Annotated in this window: 14 protein-coding genes; 3 read left to right on the forward strand and 11 right to left on the reverse strand. The window is 63.9% G+C overall.

Annotated features, from left to right (window positions below):
- Positions 1-183 precede the first annotated feature (183 nt).
- The 8 genes from uvrC to parA all read right to left on the reverse strand — a co-directional run bounded on the left by uvrC (position 184) and on the right by parA (position 9,682).
- Positions 184-2,025 (reverse strand): excinuclease ABC subunit UvrC, encoded by a 1,842-nt coding sequence (gene uvrC, locus VOI21_RS00350; RefSeq protein ID WP_323766558.1) that lies wholly within the window; start codon positions 2,023-2,025, stop codon positions 184-186.
- 338 nt (positions 2,026-2,363) lie between these two features.
- Entirely contained in the window at positions 2,364-3,155 is a 792-nt protein-coding gene (locus tag VOI21_RS00355; RefSeq protein WP_323766560.1) for an SDR family oxidoreductase, read from the reverse strand.
- Positions 3,156-3,166: 11 nt separating this feature from the next.
- A complete protein-coding gene (locus tag VOI21_RS00360) occupies positions 3,167-4,114 on the reverse strand; it encodes a calcium/sodium antiporter (protein ID WP_323766562.1) in 948 nt (315 codons plus the stop codon).
- A 1-nt stretch (position 4,115) separates the two neighbouring features.
- A complete protein-coding gene (locus tag VOI21_RS00365) occupies positions 4,116-4,310 on the reverse strand; it encodes a hypothetical protein (protein WP_323766564.1) in 195 nt (64 codons plus the stop codon).
- Positions 4,307-5,104, reverse strand: a complete 798-nt coding sequence (locus VOI21_RS00370) for a S49 family peptidase (RefSeq protein WP_323766566.1) — start codon at positions 5,102-5,104, stop codon at positions 4,307-4,309. Before VOI21_RS00370 ends, VOI21_RS00365 begins: the two co-directional genes overlap by 4 nt.
- A gap of 789 nt (positions 5,105-5,893) precedes the next feature.
- The gene (locus VOI21_RS00375) at positions 5,894-8,095 is read right to left on the reverse strand and encodes a primosomal protein N' (protein WP_323766568.1); all 2,202 of its coding nucleotides are present in this window, start codon (positions 8,093-8,095) and stop codon (positions 5,894-5,896) included.
- Between the two features lie 80 nt (positions 8,096-8,175).
- Positions 8,176-9,018 carry a DUF6206 family protein gene (locus VOI21_RS00380; RefSeq protein WP_323766570.1) on the reverse strand — a complete coding sequence of 281 codons (843 nt, stop codon included), beginning with the start codon at positions 9,016-9,018 and terminating at the stop codon, positions 8,176-8,178.
- Positions 9,019-9,040: 22 nt separating this feature from the next.
- Complete coding sequence (parA, locus tag VOI21_RS00385) at positions 9,041-9,682, reverse strand: ParA family partition ATPase (RefSeq protein WP_323766572.1); 642 nt, start codon at positions 9,680-9,682, stop codon at positions 9,041-9,043.
- Between the two features lie 148 nt (positions 9,683-9,830).
- Between parA and VOI21_RS00390 the strand changes: the two genes are divergently transcribed.
- Positions 9,831-10,517 (forward strand): hypothetical protein, encoded by a 687-nt coding sequence (locus VOI21_RS00390; protein ID WP_323766574.1) that lies wholly within the window; start codon positions 9,831-9,833, stop codon positions 10,515-10,517.
- Positions 10,518-10,603: 86 nt separating this feature from the next.
- Here the strand turns inward: VOI21_RS00390 and VOI21_RS00395 are convergent, their stop codons facing one another.
- Entirely contained in the window at positions 10,604-11,020 is a 417-nt protein-coding gene (locus tag VOI21_RS00395) for a DUF4864 domain-containing protein (RefSeq protein WP_323766576.1), read from the reverse strand.
- A gap of 74 nt (positions 11,021-11,094) precedes the next feature.
- On the reverse strand, positions 11,095-12,672 hold the full coding sequence (locus VOI21_RS00400; protein ID WP_323766578.1) for a lysine--tRNA ligase: 1,578 nt from the start codon (positions 12,670-12,672) through the stop codon (positions 11,095-11,097).
- Positions 12,673-12,773: 101 nt separating this feature from the next.
- Between VOI21_RS00400 and VOI21_RS00405 the strand changes: the two genes are divergently transcribed.
- Positions 12,774-13,196, forward strand: a complete 423-nt coding sequence (locus tag VOI21_RS00405) for a tellurite resistance TerB family protein (protein ID WP_323766580.1) — start codon at positions 12,774-12,776, stop codon at positions 13,194-13,196.
- A gap of 181 nt (positions 13,197-13,377) precedes the next feature.
- Positions 13,378-13,806 carry a L,D-transpeptidase gene (locus VOI21_RS00410; protein ID WP_323766582.1) on the forward strand — a complete coding sequence of 143 codons (429 nt, stop codon included), beginning with the start codon at positions 13,378-13,380 and terminating at the stop codon, positions 13,804-13,806.
- 98 nt (positions 13,807-13,904) lie between these two features.
- Here the strand turns inward: VOI21_RS00410 and dacB are convergent, their stop codons facing one another.
- Complete coding sequence (dacB, locus tag VOI21_RS00415) at positions 13,905-15,416, reverse strand: D-alanyl-D-alanine carboxypeptidase/D-alanyl-D-alanine-endopeptidase (RefSeq protein ID WP_323766584.1); 1,512 nt, start codon at positions 15,414-15,416, stop codon at positions 13,905-13,907.
- Between the last annotated feature and the right edge of the window lie 48 nt (positions 15,417-15,464).

A 15,464-nucleotide genomic window follows, 5' to 3' on the forward strand; every position in this document is an offset into this window, starting at 1 on the left:
GCACCGCTGCTGATTTCTTCTGTCCGGGAAATATCCCGGGGTGAATGCCGCAGGCAGAGGGGCAGCGCCCCTCACCGCTTGCGGGCCTTGCCCGCAAGCTAAACCTGTCGCGCCGAAGGCGCGCCAATTGGATTACACCGAAACCGCGCCAATCGACCCAAGCCCACGGCCACACACACCACATCACCCCTTCTCGTGGAAATACGCGTAAACCCGCTCCGCCAGCGCCGCGCTCACACCCTCCACCGCTTTCAGATCGGCAAGGTTTGCGCGGCTCACCGCCTTGGCCGAGCCGAAATGCGCCATCAACGCGCGCCTGCGCGCCGCGCCCACGCCGGGCACCTCGTCCAGCGGGTTGGCCATCTGTGCCTTGGCGCGCTTGGCCCGGTGGGTGCCGATGGCAAAGCGGTGCGCCTCATCCCGCAGGCGCTGGACGAAATACAGCACCGGATCATTGCGTCGCAGCGCAAATGGCCGCTGTCCGACGCGGTGGAACTCTTCCTTGCCCGCGTCCCGGTCGATGCCCTTGGCCACACCGACAAACGGCACGTCATCGACCCCGTGTTCGGCCATGATCTCCGCCACCGCCGACACCTGTCCCGCGCCGCCGTCGATCAGCATCAGGTCCGGCCACAGCCCCTTGTCGCGATCCGGGTCGTCCTTCTGCAACCGGGTCAGACGGCGGTGCAGGACCTCTTTCATCATGCCAAAGTCATCTCCCGGCACCAGATCCTCACCCTTGATGTTGAACTTGCGGTACTGGTTCTTCATGAACCCGTCCGGCCCGGCCACGATCATCCCGCCGACGGCATTGGTGCCCTGAATATGGCTGTTGTCATAAACCTCGACCCGCGCCGGCGGTCCGTCCAGGTCGAACGCCTCCGCCAACCCGCGCAACAGCTTGGCCTGCGCTGCGCTTTCCGACATCTTGCGGCCAAGGCTCTCCTTGGCGTTGCGCAGCGCGCCGTCAATCAGCTCGGCTTTTTCGCCCCGCTGCGGCACGGTGATCTCGACCTTGCGGCCCGCCTTGTCGGACAAGGCCTCGCACATCAGGTCCGCGTCCTCGATCCCGTGGGACAGCAGCAGCAAGCGGGCTGGTTCCTTCTGGTCGTAGAACTGGCCCAGAAAGGCCTCCATCACCTCGGCATGGCTCACGTCCTCACCCACGCGCGGATAGAAATCCTGATTGCCCCAGTTCTGGTTCGCGCGGATGAAAAACACCTGCACACAGGCCTGTCCGCCCTCCATGTGCAGCGCGATCACATCCGCCTCGGCGGTGGTCTGCGGGTTGATCCCCTGCGCGGTCTGCACCTGCGTCAGCGCGCGGATACGGTCGCGCAGGGCGGCCGCGCGCTCAAACTCCATCGCCTCGGACGCTTCCGCCATCTGCGTCTTCAACTGCGCCTGTATCTGCGTCGACCGCCCCGACAGAAAGCGCTGCGCGTCCTTGACGCTGGCACCGTACTCCTCGGGGCTGATCTTGCCCACACAGGGTGCGCTGCACCGCTTGATCTGATGTTGCAGGCAGGGCCGCGTGCGCGTGTCGAACATCGAGTCCGAGCAGTTGCGCAGCAAAAACGCCTTCTGCAACTGGTTCAGCACCCGGTTGACCGCGCCCGCGCTGGCAAAGGGTCCATAGTAGTCGCCCTTTTCCTTCTTCGCGCCGCGATGCTTCTTGATCATCGGATAGGTATGGTCGGTCACAAGGATGTTCGGAAACGACTTGTCGTCGCGCAGCAGCACGTTGAATTTTGGCTTGAGCTGCTTGATCAGGTTCTGCTCCAGCAGCAGCGCCTCGGTCTCGGTCCGTGTGGTCAGGAACATCATCGACGCGGTGCCCGCGATCATCCGCTCGATCCGCCGCGAATGCCCCGTGGGTCGCGCATAGCTGGACACTCGCGCCTTCAGATTGCGGGCCTTTCCGACGTACAGAACGCGGCTCTGGTCATCCAGCATCCGGTAAACGCCGGGCGAACTGTCCAGCGTTTTCAGATAGCCCTGAATGATGTCGTGCCCGTTCGCCACGGTGGAATACCTCCCTTGCCAAGCTCTGCTGCGCGGCCGTCCGCCTGCGCCATCCTATGCCCGATTCCTTGTCTTTGCTGCAACGCGGCTGAGGCCGGTTCAAGCACTATTGCATCCACCGAAACTGTGGATAAGTCTGCGGGCAAATTCCGGGCAGGTCGAAATTTTCGTTGGAATTGGCCCACTTCGCTGCATTGCACAATTTTTAATCACTTAAACAAGGCATTGATTTCATTGTGAAAAAATACAGAGGCCTTACAAGCTATTGAGTCTGCTAATCTTTTCGTAACGCTTTTGTTAAGGGTTTGTGACCAGTGCAAAACTTACGCGGCGGCAGGTCACTCCACGTCGGTCACATCCGGCGTTTGCCACGCCAGATGCTGCCCACCATCAATGCAAAGCAACTGCCCTGTCACGGCTTTCGCCTTCAGGAAGAACAGCAGCGCGTCGGTGATGTCCTCCGGGTTGACCCCGCGCCCCAGCACCGTTGCAGCCCTCTGGCGGGCAAAGGCCTCCGGGTCCTGCCGCCCGCCTTGCAGTGTCGGCCCCGGCCCGATCGCGTTCACCCGAACCTTGTCCGCCAGCCCTTGCGCCGCAGTCTGCGTCAAGGTCCAGAGCGCCGATTTGGCCAGTGTGTAGGTCATGAATTCCGGCGTCAGCTTGCGGACCCGTTGGTCAATCATGTTGACCACAAGGCCCTGCGCCACCGGCTCTCCCTGCGCATCGGCGACCGCCTCTGGCACCTGCGCAGCGAACCGTTGCGTCAGCACAAAGGGCGCGCGCAGGTTGCTTTCGAAATGCCGGTCCCAACTGTCGCGCGTGGCGCTGGCGATGTCGTCGTGCTCAAAGATCGAGGCATTGTTGACCAACACCGTCAGCGGCCCGCCCAGCGCCTCGGCCGCACGCGCCACCAAGGCCTGCGTCTCCTCCTCGACCAGCAGATCCGCCTGCAAGGCCACCGCCTGCCCGCCCCGCGCCGTGATGCCAGAAACGACCTCCTGCGCCGCCTCCCGCGATCCCGCGTAATGCACCGCCACCGCGTAGCCCTGCGCCGCCAGCGCCTCTGCCATGGCGCGGCCCAGCCGCCGCCCCGCCCCGGTCACAAGGGCACGTCCTGCCTCTCCGCTCATGCGATCCTCCGTCACGTCAATACGATGACGACATAGCTCACATAAAGCGCCGACAAGAGGATGCCCCATCCCCGGCCAAGGTCACGGCCCAAGAACACGAAGGGCATCAGCAACAGTGAGGCCACCAGCATCACCCAGAGGTCAAACTGCAAGAAACCCGGACTGACCTCGATCGGCGCGATCAGAGAGGCGACGCCGATGATGGCCAGCAGGTTGAACAGGTTTGACCCGATCACGTTGCCGATGGCCACATCCGCCTGCTTGCGGATCGCCGCCATGACCGTCGTCGCCAGTTCCGGCAGCGAGGTGCCCAGCGCCACCAGCGTCAGGCCGATCACCGCATCGGGCACCCCGAACATGCGCGCGATTTCCTCGGCGCTGTCGACCAGCAGGTCCGCGCCCAGCGGCAGGCCGATCAGGCCCAGCGCCAGAAACAAGCCGATCTTCCACCATGGCATGTCCGGGTCCGCGCCCTCGGGCTCTTCAAGGTCGTCGTCAACGTCGCCCTTGGCCCGGTGGCGCAGCGCCGCGCGCACCTGCCCGCCCAGAATGACCGCCAGCAAGGCCAGCAGGCCAATGCCCGCCGTCATGTCGAACACGCCGCGAAAGGCCAGCGCGATAAAGACCAGCGTCGCGCCGATCATCTGCAAATAGCTGGACCGGGTGTCACATTCGCTGGTGTGCATGATGGTGATCAGCCCCGGCACCCCCAGCACCAACAGCACGTTGGCGGTGTTCGACCCTACCACGTTGCCCAGCGCAATGCCCGGCGCATTCTCCAGCGCAGCCTTGATGGAAATCAGCAGTTCCGGTGCCGAAGTGCCGAAGGCAACGATGGTCAGGCTGACGATCAGCGCCGGGATTCCCATCCGCAGCGACACGTTCACCGCCCCTTTGACCAGCGCATCCCCGGCCAGCAACAGGATCACAAGGCCAAGCGCCGCATAGACGTAAACCATCTCAGGTCTTTCCTTTTCGGCAGTCGCAAGGCCCCTTGCCGATCTTGTATCGTCCGCAGTGCGGGCACTTTGTCGACGCCAGCCGCGCGCGGTCGCGCAGCTGTCCCAACTTCCGCGCCCCCGGCACGCGCAATTTGCCAAAGAACCCCAGCACGGCGATGAACACCAGAAACAGGGTGACGATCTTGACGATCAAGACAGACCAAACCGCGCGTATTCCGCGCGTTCCTCGATCTCGCCCAGCGTGCCCTGCACGGCCTGCGCGCCCAGTCGCGGGATCAGCGGCTTGCGCTGCTCAAAGCGTCTGAAACGCACCTTGTCGCCAAAACGTTCTTTCATCGCGGGCACCAGATGGCCGATGCCATCGGCCAGCCCCTCATCAACCGCCGACTGCCCGATCCAGACCTCGCCGGTAAACAGATCAGGGTTATCGGTCAGCTTATCGCCGCGCCGGTCCTTGATCTGGGCAATGAACGTCCCGTGCAACTGCTCCAGCAGCCGGTTCAGGCGGTCCACATCCTCTGGTTTTTCCGGGCGGAACGGGTCCAACATGCTTTTGGATTTACCCGCCGTATGCACCCGGCGTTCAATCCCCTGCCGTTCCATGAACAGATGCGCGCCAAAGCCCGCCGAGATCACCCCGATAGAGCCAAGGATCGAACTGGGGTCGGCGATGATCTCATCCGCCGCAGAGGCGATCCAGTACCCGCCAGAGGCCGCCACATCCTCGACAAAGGCGATGACCGGGACCTCATGCTCATCCGCCAGCCGCCGGATGCGCGCGCCGATCAAAGAGCTTTGCACCGGCGACCCGCCCGGAGAGTTGATTTCCAGCGCAACGGCGTCCGGTTTGGATTTAAAGGCCTTTTCCAGCATCGTCGCAACCGAACGGTCGCTGATGCTCGACCGGCCCGGCACGCCGATGGCACCTTGCAGGCGCACAACCGACACCCGTGGCACGGATTTCAGAAAGGGGATCCAACGTCTCATGGCTGGCGATGTAGAGACGGCCATGGGGACAAACAAGGCGACCCCTGAAAAGACGCGGTGTTGTGGCGCTTTGGTCGCGCGATTCATGCCCCGCGCGCCCACGCCTTCGCGAAATACCCTTGCGGCAACAGGCAACGTCGGGGAAACTGGTGGTCTCATGCCCGGTCAAACGCCTTGCTTGTCCAATCGCCTTTTGCGCGGCCTTCTGGCGCTGACGCTGGCCGTTGTGGTGCGCCCGGCACCCGATTGAACTCTGTTCAAAACGGTCGAGAGGACCCAACACGGCCTTCACGTCATAACGCTCCCCTCATTCTCTATCGAAGCGTTAAGCCTGTGCCGCCTCATCCTGTTCCCTGACACGTCGCCCGTGGCATCCCGGATCGCGGCAGGTCAAGCGCTCTCGACATGTTCGATGTTCTGGCAGGGACAAGGCCGATACCTGCACGTCCCGTGACCGCACCCGAAGTGTCCCGCCCCCTCTGAAAGCCGCCACTTCTGCCGCGCCGACCGCCCCGGCAACCGAAGCGGATGAACGCCGCCCAACAGGCCCGGCTGATCCGCGACAAACGCCACGCCCAAAAAACGCCGGGTCAAGGTGTGCCAACGCGGCCCTCTGGGCCTGCTGGTCAATTGCCGCATGGAATGGCGCTGAACCCCCTTGACGGCCTCACGTTTCCCGCACCCATCTTTGCGCGGAAAAGGTAAAACAAAAGTAAAACCGTCTCTGCAAGCCCCTGAAGACGCGACGTCACCCACCCTGGCCACGCGTGGACAGATGGATCACGCAGCTCAGAAAAAGCTTTGCGGATCAATATCGATCGCCATGCGCAGATCGCCTGTCAGCTTGACCTGTCCAGCCCAGTCCGCGAGCGCTCCTTGCAGGGCCACGCCCTTGGGGGCCTTCACCAGCAGCCGCACCCGATGCCGCCCCCTCACCCGTGCGATGGGCGCGGGCGCAGGCCCCCAGACCACCGCATCGACCCGCCGCAGGGCGGCATCGTTTCGGGCCAGATAATTGCCCAGATCAAACACCTTTGCCACGTCCCCGCCCGACAGGATGATCCCCGCCAGCCGCCCATAGGGCGGCATTCCCGCCAGCCGCCGCTCATCGGCCTCGGCCTTCCAGAACGCCTCTTCATCGCCCGCCAGAATGGCCCGGATCACCGGATGCTCCGGCTGAAAGGTCTGCAACAGCGCCTGTCCCGGCTTTTCCGCCCGCCCCGCACGCCCCGCCACCTGCCGCATCAGTTGAAAGGTCCGCTCTGCCGCGCGCAGGTCGGACCCTTGCAGGCCCAGATCCGCGTCGATCACGCCCACCAGCGTCAGGTGGGGAAAGTTGTGCCCCTTCGCCACCAGCTGTGTGCCGATGATGATATCCGCCCCGCCCGCCGCAATCGTCTCGATCTGCGCCTTCAACTCACGCGCCGTCCCGAACAGGTCCGAGGACAGCACCGCTATCCGCGCGTCCGGAAATTTCGCCGTCGCCTCTTCGGCCAGCCGTTCCACCCCCGGCCCCACGGCGGCCAGCTTGCCCTCGACCTGACAGGACGGGCAGACCTCCGGCACCGGCTTGCTTTCACCACATTGATGACAGATCAGCCGCTTGAGAAAGCGATGCTCGACCATGCGCGCGTCACAATGATCGCAGGCAATCTGTTCGCCGCAGGCCCGACACAGCGTCACCGGCGCATAGCCGCGCCGGTTCAGGAACAGCAGCGCCTGCTCACCCTTTTCCATCCGCACCCGGACCGCCGCCTGCAAGCTCGGAGAAATCCATGTCCCCGAGGGCAAATCCTCGCCCCGCATGTCCAAGGCCCGCATTTGCGGCATCACCGCCGGGCCAAAGCGTGAGGTCAGCACCAGACGCTTGTACTTGCCCGCGTCCGCATTGGCCCAGCTTTCCAGCGCAGGCGTGGCCGAGGCCAATACCACCTGCGCCCCAAGGATCGACGCCCGCAAAACGGCCATGTCGCGGGCGTTATAAAGGACGCCATCCTCTTGTTTGTAAGAGGTGTCGTGTTCCTCATCGACGACGATCACGCCAAGGTTCTGGAACGGCAGGAACAGCGCCGACCGCGCCCCAACCACCACCTGCGCCTTACCCTCGCCGACCATGCGCCAAACCCGCCGCCGTTCGGTCATGGTGACACCGGAATGCCATTCGGCGGGGCGCGCGCCAAAGCGCGCCTCGACCCGCGTCAGGAACTCTGCAGACAGGGCGATCTCCGGCAGCAGCACCAGCGCCTGCCGCCCCTGCCGCAACGCTTCGGCCACCGCCTCCAGGTAGACCTCGGTCTTGCCAGACCCGGTCACGCCTTTCAGCAGCACCGTCTCATAACGTCCGGCCCGCTGCCCCGCGCGCAAGACCTCTGCCGCCGCCGCCTGATCCGCCGTCAGCTCCTTGCCGCCATACTCGGCGTCCAGCCGGGCAAAGGCGGTGTCGCGCGGCGTGTCCTCCTCAAGGATCGCGCCGCTCTTGACCAGTCCCTTGACCACAGATGTCGTCACCCCCGCCGCCTCGGCGAGTTCCTTCAGCGTCAGCGACAGCCCGCCCATCTCACGCGCCGCATCCAGCACACGGGTCCGCGCGTCGGTCATGCGCGGCGGCTCTCCCTCACCCAGCCGGTAAACCTTGCGCATCGACGGCGGATCACCCAGCCCCGGGGCCCGCGTCGCCAGCCGCAGCATCGCGGTCAACGGCGTCAGTGTGTAAGCGGCGGATTTCTCGATGAACAGCCGCATCTCTTCGCGCATCGGGGCGACATCCAGCACGCGGTTGATGGCGCGTATCTTCGAGGCGTCGAAATCCCCGCGCCCCGGCCCCCAGACAACGCCCAGCACCTTGCGCGGCCCCAGCGGCACCTCGACATAGGCCCCTTGCCAGCACCCGCCCTCTGGCGCGCGATAATCCAGCACCCGGTCCAGCGGCTGCGTGGTCAGCACGCCCACCAGCGCATCAGTGTCAAAGAAATCCGGAGTCTTGCTTGGCATGTCCAAGGCGTAATTCCCCACGCGCAAAAGGCCAAGCCGTCACGGCGACATTCTGCGCGGATGCCACCGGACCGCTTGCCTCAGACGTTCGGCTCACCCTGCAGGCCCAGCAGCTTGCGAAAGCCGGTCCAATAGCCCGGCAGCTTGGGCGGCGCGTTCAGCCCGGCCAGTGCCTCATCCGCCCAAGGCGTCATTTCACGGCCAACGAAATCCCGGCCCCAATCCAGATAGACCGCCGCATGGTCAGGCCGCAGCCGGCAGGCCGACCCGACCAGCCCCACCAGCGTCTCCGCCGGCGAATACCATTCGTCCTGAATGCCCGTCACCCGCCGCTGCATCAACGGCCCGATCACGCGCATCAACCGCTTGTCCGAAAAGGTCAGCAGCATCCGGCCCATCTCTTCGCGGCTGTAGTGGATCAACGGCGGGAAGGTGTCGAAAAACACCGCACCACCGTCAATGATGGCAAAGTTGCGGATCGAGGGGTGAAAGCCAATCCGCCCCTCCTGCGCCTCGGCCCAATGCCAGAAGCGCGCGATGACCTGCCCCGCCGCCTCCATCATCTCCAGCGTGGCCGCCAACGGCGCGTCCTGCATCAAGGGGCGCATCAGGCTGTCCACCGGCAGCGCCTCTTGCACGATCACCGGCACCTTGGCTCCGTCGAGGTCAAGCAGATGAAACTCTGTCTGCGGCATCGGCACACCGCCCGCCAAGAGCGCCACAACGTAATCGTCATGGCATTGGTGCAGCCGCTCCAGCGCCGCGACATCGCGCAACCCGCGATAGACCTTGATCACCTTGTCCGAAAGCGGGCCGCTGTCCGGGCGGAAGGGCGCGCAGAAATAGCCAAGGCGGGAAATCGTCTGCCCCCGTGCCTCGGCATCGGCGCGGATCAGGTGGGAAAGTGCGTCAAGATCGGTCATCGGGCGTCTCCTTGGCGCTCCCTTATCCGGTCCCAAGCCGCTCCGCCACCTCCTGCAACAGTGCGGCGATCTCGGCGCGGGCGGGCGTCTTGACCCCCTCATGGGCGCCGCGCCCCTGCCCCAGCGCCTCGGCATAGCCGACGCGGTTGCCAAGGCTGGCCTTGGCGACATCCGCGCCCAGCCGCGCCGCCGCCTCTGCCACTTCGGCGTTCAGCCGCGTGCCCACGCGTGTGCGGTTCATCACGAGCAGCGTCTTGCAGTTCTCCCGCGCGGCCAGATCCAGCACGCCCTCGGTTGCCCACAGGTCCACATGGCTGACCGCCACCGGCACCACCACAAGGTCCGCAGCCCGCAGCGCAGGCCGCAGGTCGCTGTCCGCCTTGGGCGGGGTGTCGATAATGACGATATCGTTGGAGGCCGACAGCTTGCGCACCTCGTACGAAATCCCCCAGGCCGAGGACGTGGCAAATTCCAGCCCCTCACAGCTTTCGGGCGCGTTTTCGATCCGGGTCATGAACCAGCGGCCAAGGCTGCCCTGCGGGTCAAGGTCCACCACCGCCACGCGTTTGCCCTGTCCGTGAAAGCCAAGCGCCAGATGCGCCGCCAGCGTCGTCTTTCCGCTGCCGCCCTTTTGCTGCGCGACCGTGATCACCTGTCCAGCCATGATATCCCCCGCACGCCGTTTCGGACGACCTTGCACCCCGGGACGCGGGGAATCCAGCCCTCCCCTTGAAATGCTTCACCTTCCGTTAACCAAACCGTCTTTACCATCGTGAATAAGACCTTAACGGAGGCGCTCCCGCGCACCACAGATGCCCCGACCTGCCCGCTTTTTGGCAAATGCCCTTGCCGCTGGACTTATTGCCTGCCTTGTCGCCGGGTCGGCGCAGGCCGGTGCATGGCCGCGCAAACAGGGCGACGGCTTTGCCAGCCTGTCGATCCGGCTGGGCTGGCCACAGGACATGGGCACCTGGACATCCGTTGACCCGACCGAAGACTATTCGACGCTCTATGTCGAATACGGCCTGACGGATCGGCTGACCATGGGGCTGGACGTTGGTCATTCGGTGTCCGGCAGTGGCAAGACCGTGCTGTTTTTCCAGTGGCCGCTCCGACAGTCGGACACAGGGGCGCAGGTTTCGGCGCAGTTCGGGTTTGGCACGGTTTCGGGCCAGCGCGTCGTGCGCCCGGCACTGTCGGTGGGATGGGGCCTCAAGAAAGGCTGGATCTCGATCGACAGCGTCGCCGAAACCTATGTCGACACCGGCAAGACCGATCTCAAGCTGGACATGACATGGGGGCGAAATCTGTCCAAGGACCGGAAACTGATCCTGCAGGTGCAGACAGGCCAGCCGGACGGGCGCGATCCATTTGTGCGGATCGCACCGTCACTTGTGCTGCCGCTGCGGGGGCCGGTCAAACTCGAAACGGGGCTCACATGGGGGCTGACGGGCGACACCTCCATGGGGTTGAAGTTCGGGGTCTGGACCGACTTCTAGACCTTGCGAAACCGCCTCTTGCGACCGGGGACGGTGGGCGGGGCAATGTGCGCGCAGCGCACGAGCGCCGCGCCCGTCCCGCCCTGTCAGGCGGACAGACCGGACGCGGGGACCACCTGAACGCCAGAGATTCGCCACACGCCGTCCACCTGCTCCATGCGGTACTCGACCACAAAACGCTTGCCAGCCGCGTCCTCAATCAACACCTGCTGCCAGAGCGCGCCGTCAATCTCGCGCAAGGGGCCAAATCGCAGGTCCTGCGGTCGCCAGACCATCGGATACCCCTGTCGCACCATCGCGCCGAAATTCTCAGGGGTGCGAAAGGTGCCCTTGATCCCCGGACTGGCAAAATCAAAGGCGGTCACAAAGTCATCGCTTTGAAACGCGTCTATCTGACCCTGAATAATGCCTTGGATCTGCGGATTGGGCGTCAGCGCGTCCTGCGCCCGCACCGCTCCGGCCAGAACCGCCGCAACGGCCAGCCCGATCATCAATTTTCGCATATCATCCTCCTCGCGACTTTCCCAAAGGTAAGCCGCAAGGAGGCGAGGTCAAAATCACACAGCGGTGAGAGCCTTCAGCCCAGTTCGCCCGCCAGTCCCTTGTCGATCAGGGTGGCGGTCTCATCCACACCGTACAGCGCGATGAACCCACCAAAGCGCGGCCCTTGGCTCTGGCCCAGCAGGACCTCGTACAGCGCCTTGAACCAGTCGCGCAGGTTCTCGAACTCATGCGCTTTGCCAATGGCAAAGACCATGGATTGCAGCGTTTCGTCGTCGGTCGCCCCGTCATGCGCGCGCAGTTGCGCAGCAAGGTCTGCCATTGCGGCGCGCTCTTTCTCATCCGGCGCGCGGAAGGTCTTGTTCGGCAGGACGAAGTCCTCGCAGTATTTCACCGCATAGCCCGCCGCCGCATCCAGATCCGGATGGGTCTCCGCCGTGGCATCCGGCGCATAGCGGCGGATAAAGCCCCACAGCGTTTCCTTGTCATGCGCGCCCGCCGCGCTGGCAAGGTTCAGGAGCATCGAGAACGGCACCACCATCTTCGACTCCGGCACATCGCCGCCGTGAATATGCCAGACCGGGTTCGCCAGTTGCGCTTTCTGGTCCTGCGTCGCGTAGGCGCGCAACTGCTGATGGTATTCGTCCATCGCCTTGGGGATGACGTCGAAATACATCCGCTTTGCCGTCTTGGGCTTGAGGAACATGAAATAGGACAGCGACTCGGTCGAGGCATAGGACAGCCACTCGTCGATCGAGATACCGTTGCCCGACGACTTCGATATCTTCTGCCCCTTGTCGTCTAGGAACAACTCATAGGTGAAATGCTCCGGCGCCCTCTCTCCCAGCGCCCGGCAGATGCCGTCATAGATCGGCGTGTTGGTGCTGTGATCCTTGCCGTACATTTCGAAATCGACGCCCAGCGCGGCCCAGCGCGCGCCAAAGTCCGGCTTCCACTGCAGTTTCACGTTGCCGCCCGTCACCGGCAGCGTCCATTCACGCCCGGTCTCGTCGTCAAAGGTGATCTCACCCTTTTCCGCGTCGACGTGCTTCATCGGCACGTACAGAACGCGGCCCGTTTCGGGGTGGATCGGCAGGAAGATCGAATAGGTCTGCTGGCGCTCTTCGCGCAAGCTCTTCAGCATGATCTTCATCACGTCGTCATAGCGTTCCGCCGCCCGCCGCAGAATCGGATCGAACTGGCCGGAGCGATAGAACTCGGTCGCCGAATAGAACTCATACTCGAACCCGAAGGTGTCGAGAAACCGCCGCAGCATGGCGTTGTTATGATCGCCAAAGCTGTCGTGCGTGCCGAACGGATCGGGGACCGAGGTCAGCGGCTTTTGCAGGTGCTCGCGCAGCATCTCTTGCTGGGGCACGTTGCCCGGCACCTTGCGCATCCCGTCCAGATCGTCCGAAAAACAGATCAGCCGCGTCGGAATGTCCGAGATCACCTCAAACGCCTTGCGGATCATCGTGGTCCGCAGAACCTCGCCAAAGGTGCCGATATGCGGCAGGCCAGAGGGGCCATAGCCGGTCTCGAAAAGCACGTAACCCTTTTCGGGGGGCGCTTTTTCATAGCGTTTGAGGATCCGGCGCGCCTCTTCGAAAGGCCAAGCCTTTGAACTCATTGCGGCGTCACGCAGATCGGACATTTCAATTGCTCCTGATGGAATGTTGCGCGCGCTTCCTATTGCCCCTTGGGGTCAGCGTCAATAAATTGCGCCGCATCGCTGCAAACAAGCCGAGGCCCCAGATGACCGACGACACCCAGCCGCTCAGCCCGCAGGATTGCCTTGTGGCGCTGATGATCGCCGTCTCGGCCTCGGACGAAAACGTCCGGACCGCCGAACTGGTCAAGATCGACAGCGCCGTGAACATGCTGCCGATCTTTGCCGATTATGACGCCGACCGTGTCCGCACCATGTCCAGCCTGATTTTCGAACTCTTCGATCAGGAAGACGGGCTGGATGCGCTCTTTGGCCTGATCCGCGACAACCTGCCCGAACGCCTGTTCGAGACCGCTTATGCGCTGGCCTGTGACGTCGCCGCCGCCGACGGCACCCTGCGCGAAGAAGAGCTGCGCCTGCTCGAAGAGATTCGCTATGAGCTCAATCTGGACCGGCTGCACGCCGCCGCAATCGAACGCGGTGCCCGCGCGCGTCACCTTCAGCCCTGAAATCGTTCGAATTGGCCAAATCGCCCCTCAAACCGTTGCATAAATCCCATATCCGAAAGGCTTGTTTTCCCTCGAATCCGAAAGGTCAGGTATCCCGGACTGACCGGCGGTTAACCGCGTAGTAGGGTCCCTTCAGGCATTTTTTCGCCGAAGCTGCCAAGCTTGTTACCTGGAGGGACAAATGAACCGTTTTTATGCCGCCGCGCTCGGCGCGGCACTGCTCTGCCTGACCCCATTGATGTCGATGGCCGCGCCTCTTGTGGCCAAGGTAGACGTATCGACCCAAACGATGACCGTGATCTACAATGGTCAGGTCGCCTATCGCTGGCCGGTGTCCACCGCCCGCAACGGCAAGTACACGCCGCGCGGCCAGTGGAATGCCTACTGGCTGTCCAAACACCACCGGTCCAGCATCTACAACAACGCGCCGATGCCGTTCGCCATCTTCTTTAATGGTGACTACGCGATCCATGGCACGGACCAGATCAGCCGCCTTGGTCGTCCCGCCTCGGCAGGCTGCGTGCGCCTGCATCCCGAACATGCGGCTGTGCTGTTCAAGCTGACCCAGCAGGTCGGCAAAAAGAACATGAAGGTCGTGATCGACAACTGATCAATGTCCCGGCAGCTTGGCTGCCCGCGAAACAGACAGGCCCCGCAGTCACTGCGGGGCCTTTTTCCTGGCATTCTTTCAAGTTAGCCCAAGCAACCTCAGACCGGATCGCTTTCGTACAGCACGCCCCAGCGCCCGATCAGACCCTGTTGCAGGATCTTGGCGCGGCTGTTCCAGCTGCGCCCGCCATCGGGCCGGTCGCGCTGCGCCTTGGTCAGCGCGTCACGGCGCGGAATATCTGCGGCAAAGATCGCAAAGACCAGTTCGGTGCCATCCGGCAGGTCGATGAACCCGGCCAGCCCGCTAACGAAATTCAACGTCCCGGTCTTGGCCCGCACCTTCACCGGATGATCCTCGACCACCTTGTAATCCGCGTCCCGCATCGGGATGTCCTTGAGCAGCGGCTTGATCCCCATGGTCATCCGCAGCGCCCGCAGGCATCCCATCATCTCGCGCGCGCTGATCCGACTCTGATCCCCAAGGCCAGAGTGATCGACCAGCGCCAAACCGTCGACGCCCAGCTTGGCCCGCGCCCAAGAGTTCATCTCTGCCGCCGAAGCCGCCAAAGAGGCGGGGACGACGCCCGTCCGCTTGACCGTCGCGGCCAGCCCGACGGCCTCTGCCGTCAGGTTGGTCGACCATTTCAACATGTCGCGCACGATGATCCGCAACGGCTGGCTGTCATGACTTGCCAGCATCTCGCCTTCGGGCAATCCGGCGGCGAGTGTCGCCGTGCCGACACGTACGCCATTGGCCGCCAGCATCGTCTGAAAGACCTCACCGGCATAGGCTTCGGGTTTCTTGACCGGCAGCCAGCGCGCGCCGCCATCGCCCAACGCGCCACGCGCCACGGTCCAGTTGTCGCGCCCGCCCGCGTCCTCATAGGTATAAACTGGCAGGCTGCGGTCGATCAGCGCCATGCGGGCCATGCGAACATCTGGCCGATGCGCGCTGGACCGCGCTTGCATCGTGACCGCGTAGTCGGCCCCGGCGCGGCGCCATTCGAAATGCACCCGGTTATAATTCAGGTTCAGACCGGACACCGAGGGGTTATAGCCCACATGATCCGGCTGGCTGTCATCGATTCCCGGCAATGAGGGCAGCGCACCGCCCCAGACCTTCAGCCCGCCGGTTACGCCGGTCACGCCAGCGGCGCTCACCGCCTTGGCCAGATCGGCCAGCGCGTCGGTGTCCAGCGTTGGATCGCCGCCGCCCGCCAGCACCAGATCGCCCTGCACCACGCCCTCTTTCACCGGACCCGTGGCAATCACGCGGGTGACGAAATGGTGTCCCGGCCCCAGCACATCCAGCGCATAGCCCGCCGTCAGCGCCTTGGCGACGCTGGCCGGGGGCAGGTCGACATCCGGGGAATGTGTTTCCAGCACCTCGCCGTTCTGCAACCGCGCGACGGCAAAGCTGACATCGCCGTCCAAGGCGGCGCGCTCTATCAGCGCCTCGGCAGGGGGTTGGACGCGTTTGCGGAAATCATCCGCCCGCGCCACCGGGCGCAATGAGGTGTCCGGCGCGCGCGCCCAGCCGGGCAACGCCCCGCCAAGCGCCAGTCCGGCAGCCCCGCCCATAAAGACACGTCTGGAAAAGCCTTTGGTCATGCGCGTGATCTAAGCGAATCCCGCCACGCCCGACAACCAACAACTGAG

The organism is Antarctobacter sp. (assembly GCF_034670325.1).
Taxonomy (GTDB): domain Bacteria; phylum Pseudomonadota; class Alphaproteobacteria; order Rhodobacterales; family Rhodobacteraceae; genus Antarctobacter.

Coding starts and splice junctions, on each gene's coding strand:
- VOI21_RS00405 (WP_323766580.1), top strand. CDS start 12,774: ATGACCGACGACACCCAGCCGCTCAGCCCGCAGGATTGCCTTGTGGCG.
- parA (WP_323766572.1), bottom strand. CDS start 9,682: ATGGCTGGACAGGTGATCACGGTCGCGCAGCAAAAGGGCGGCAGCGGA.
- VOI21_RS00400 (WP_323766578.1), bottom strand. CDS start 12,672: ATGTCCGATCTGCGTGACGCCGCAATGAGTTCAAAGGCTTGGCCTTTC.
- VOI21_RS00390 (WP_323766574.1), top strand. CDS start 9,831: ATGCCCCGACCTGCCCGCTTTTTGGCAAATGCCCTTGCCGCTGGACTT.
- VOI21_RS00375 (WP_323766568.1), bottom strand. CDS start 8,095: ATGCCAAGCAAGACTCCGGATTTCTTTGACACTGATGCGCTGGTGGGC.
- VOI21_RS00360 (WP_323766562.1), bottom strand. CDS start 4,114: ATGGTTTACGTCTATGCGGCGCTTGGCCTTGTGATCCTGTTGCTGGCC.
- VOI21_RS00355 (WP_323766560.1), bottom strand. CDS start 3,155: ATGAGCGGAGAGGCAGGACGTGCCCTTGTGACCGGGGCGGGGCGGCGG.
- dacB (WP_323766584.1), bottom strand. CDS start 15,416: ATGACCAAAGGCTTTTCCAGACGTGTCTTTATGGGCGGGGCTGCCGGA.
- VOI21_RS00395 (WP_323766576.1), bottom strand. CDS start 11,020: ATGCGAAAATTGATGATCGGGCTGGCCGTTGCGGCGGTTCTGGCCGGA.
- VOI21_RS00410 (WP_323766582.1), top strand. CDS start 13,378: ATGAACCGTTTTTATGCCGCCGCGCTCGGCGCGGCACTGCTCTGCCTG.
- VOI21_RS00380 (WP_323766570.1), bottom strand. CDS start 9,018: ATGACCGATCTTGACGCACTTTCCCACCTGATCCGCGCCGATGCCGAG.
- VOI21_RS00370 (WP_323766566.1), bottom strand. CDS start 5,104: ATGAGACGTTGGATCCCCTTTCTGAAATCCGTGCCACGGGTGTCGGTT.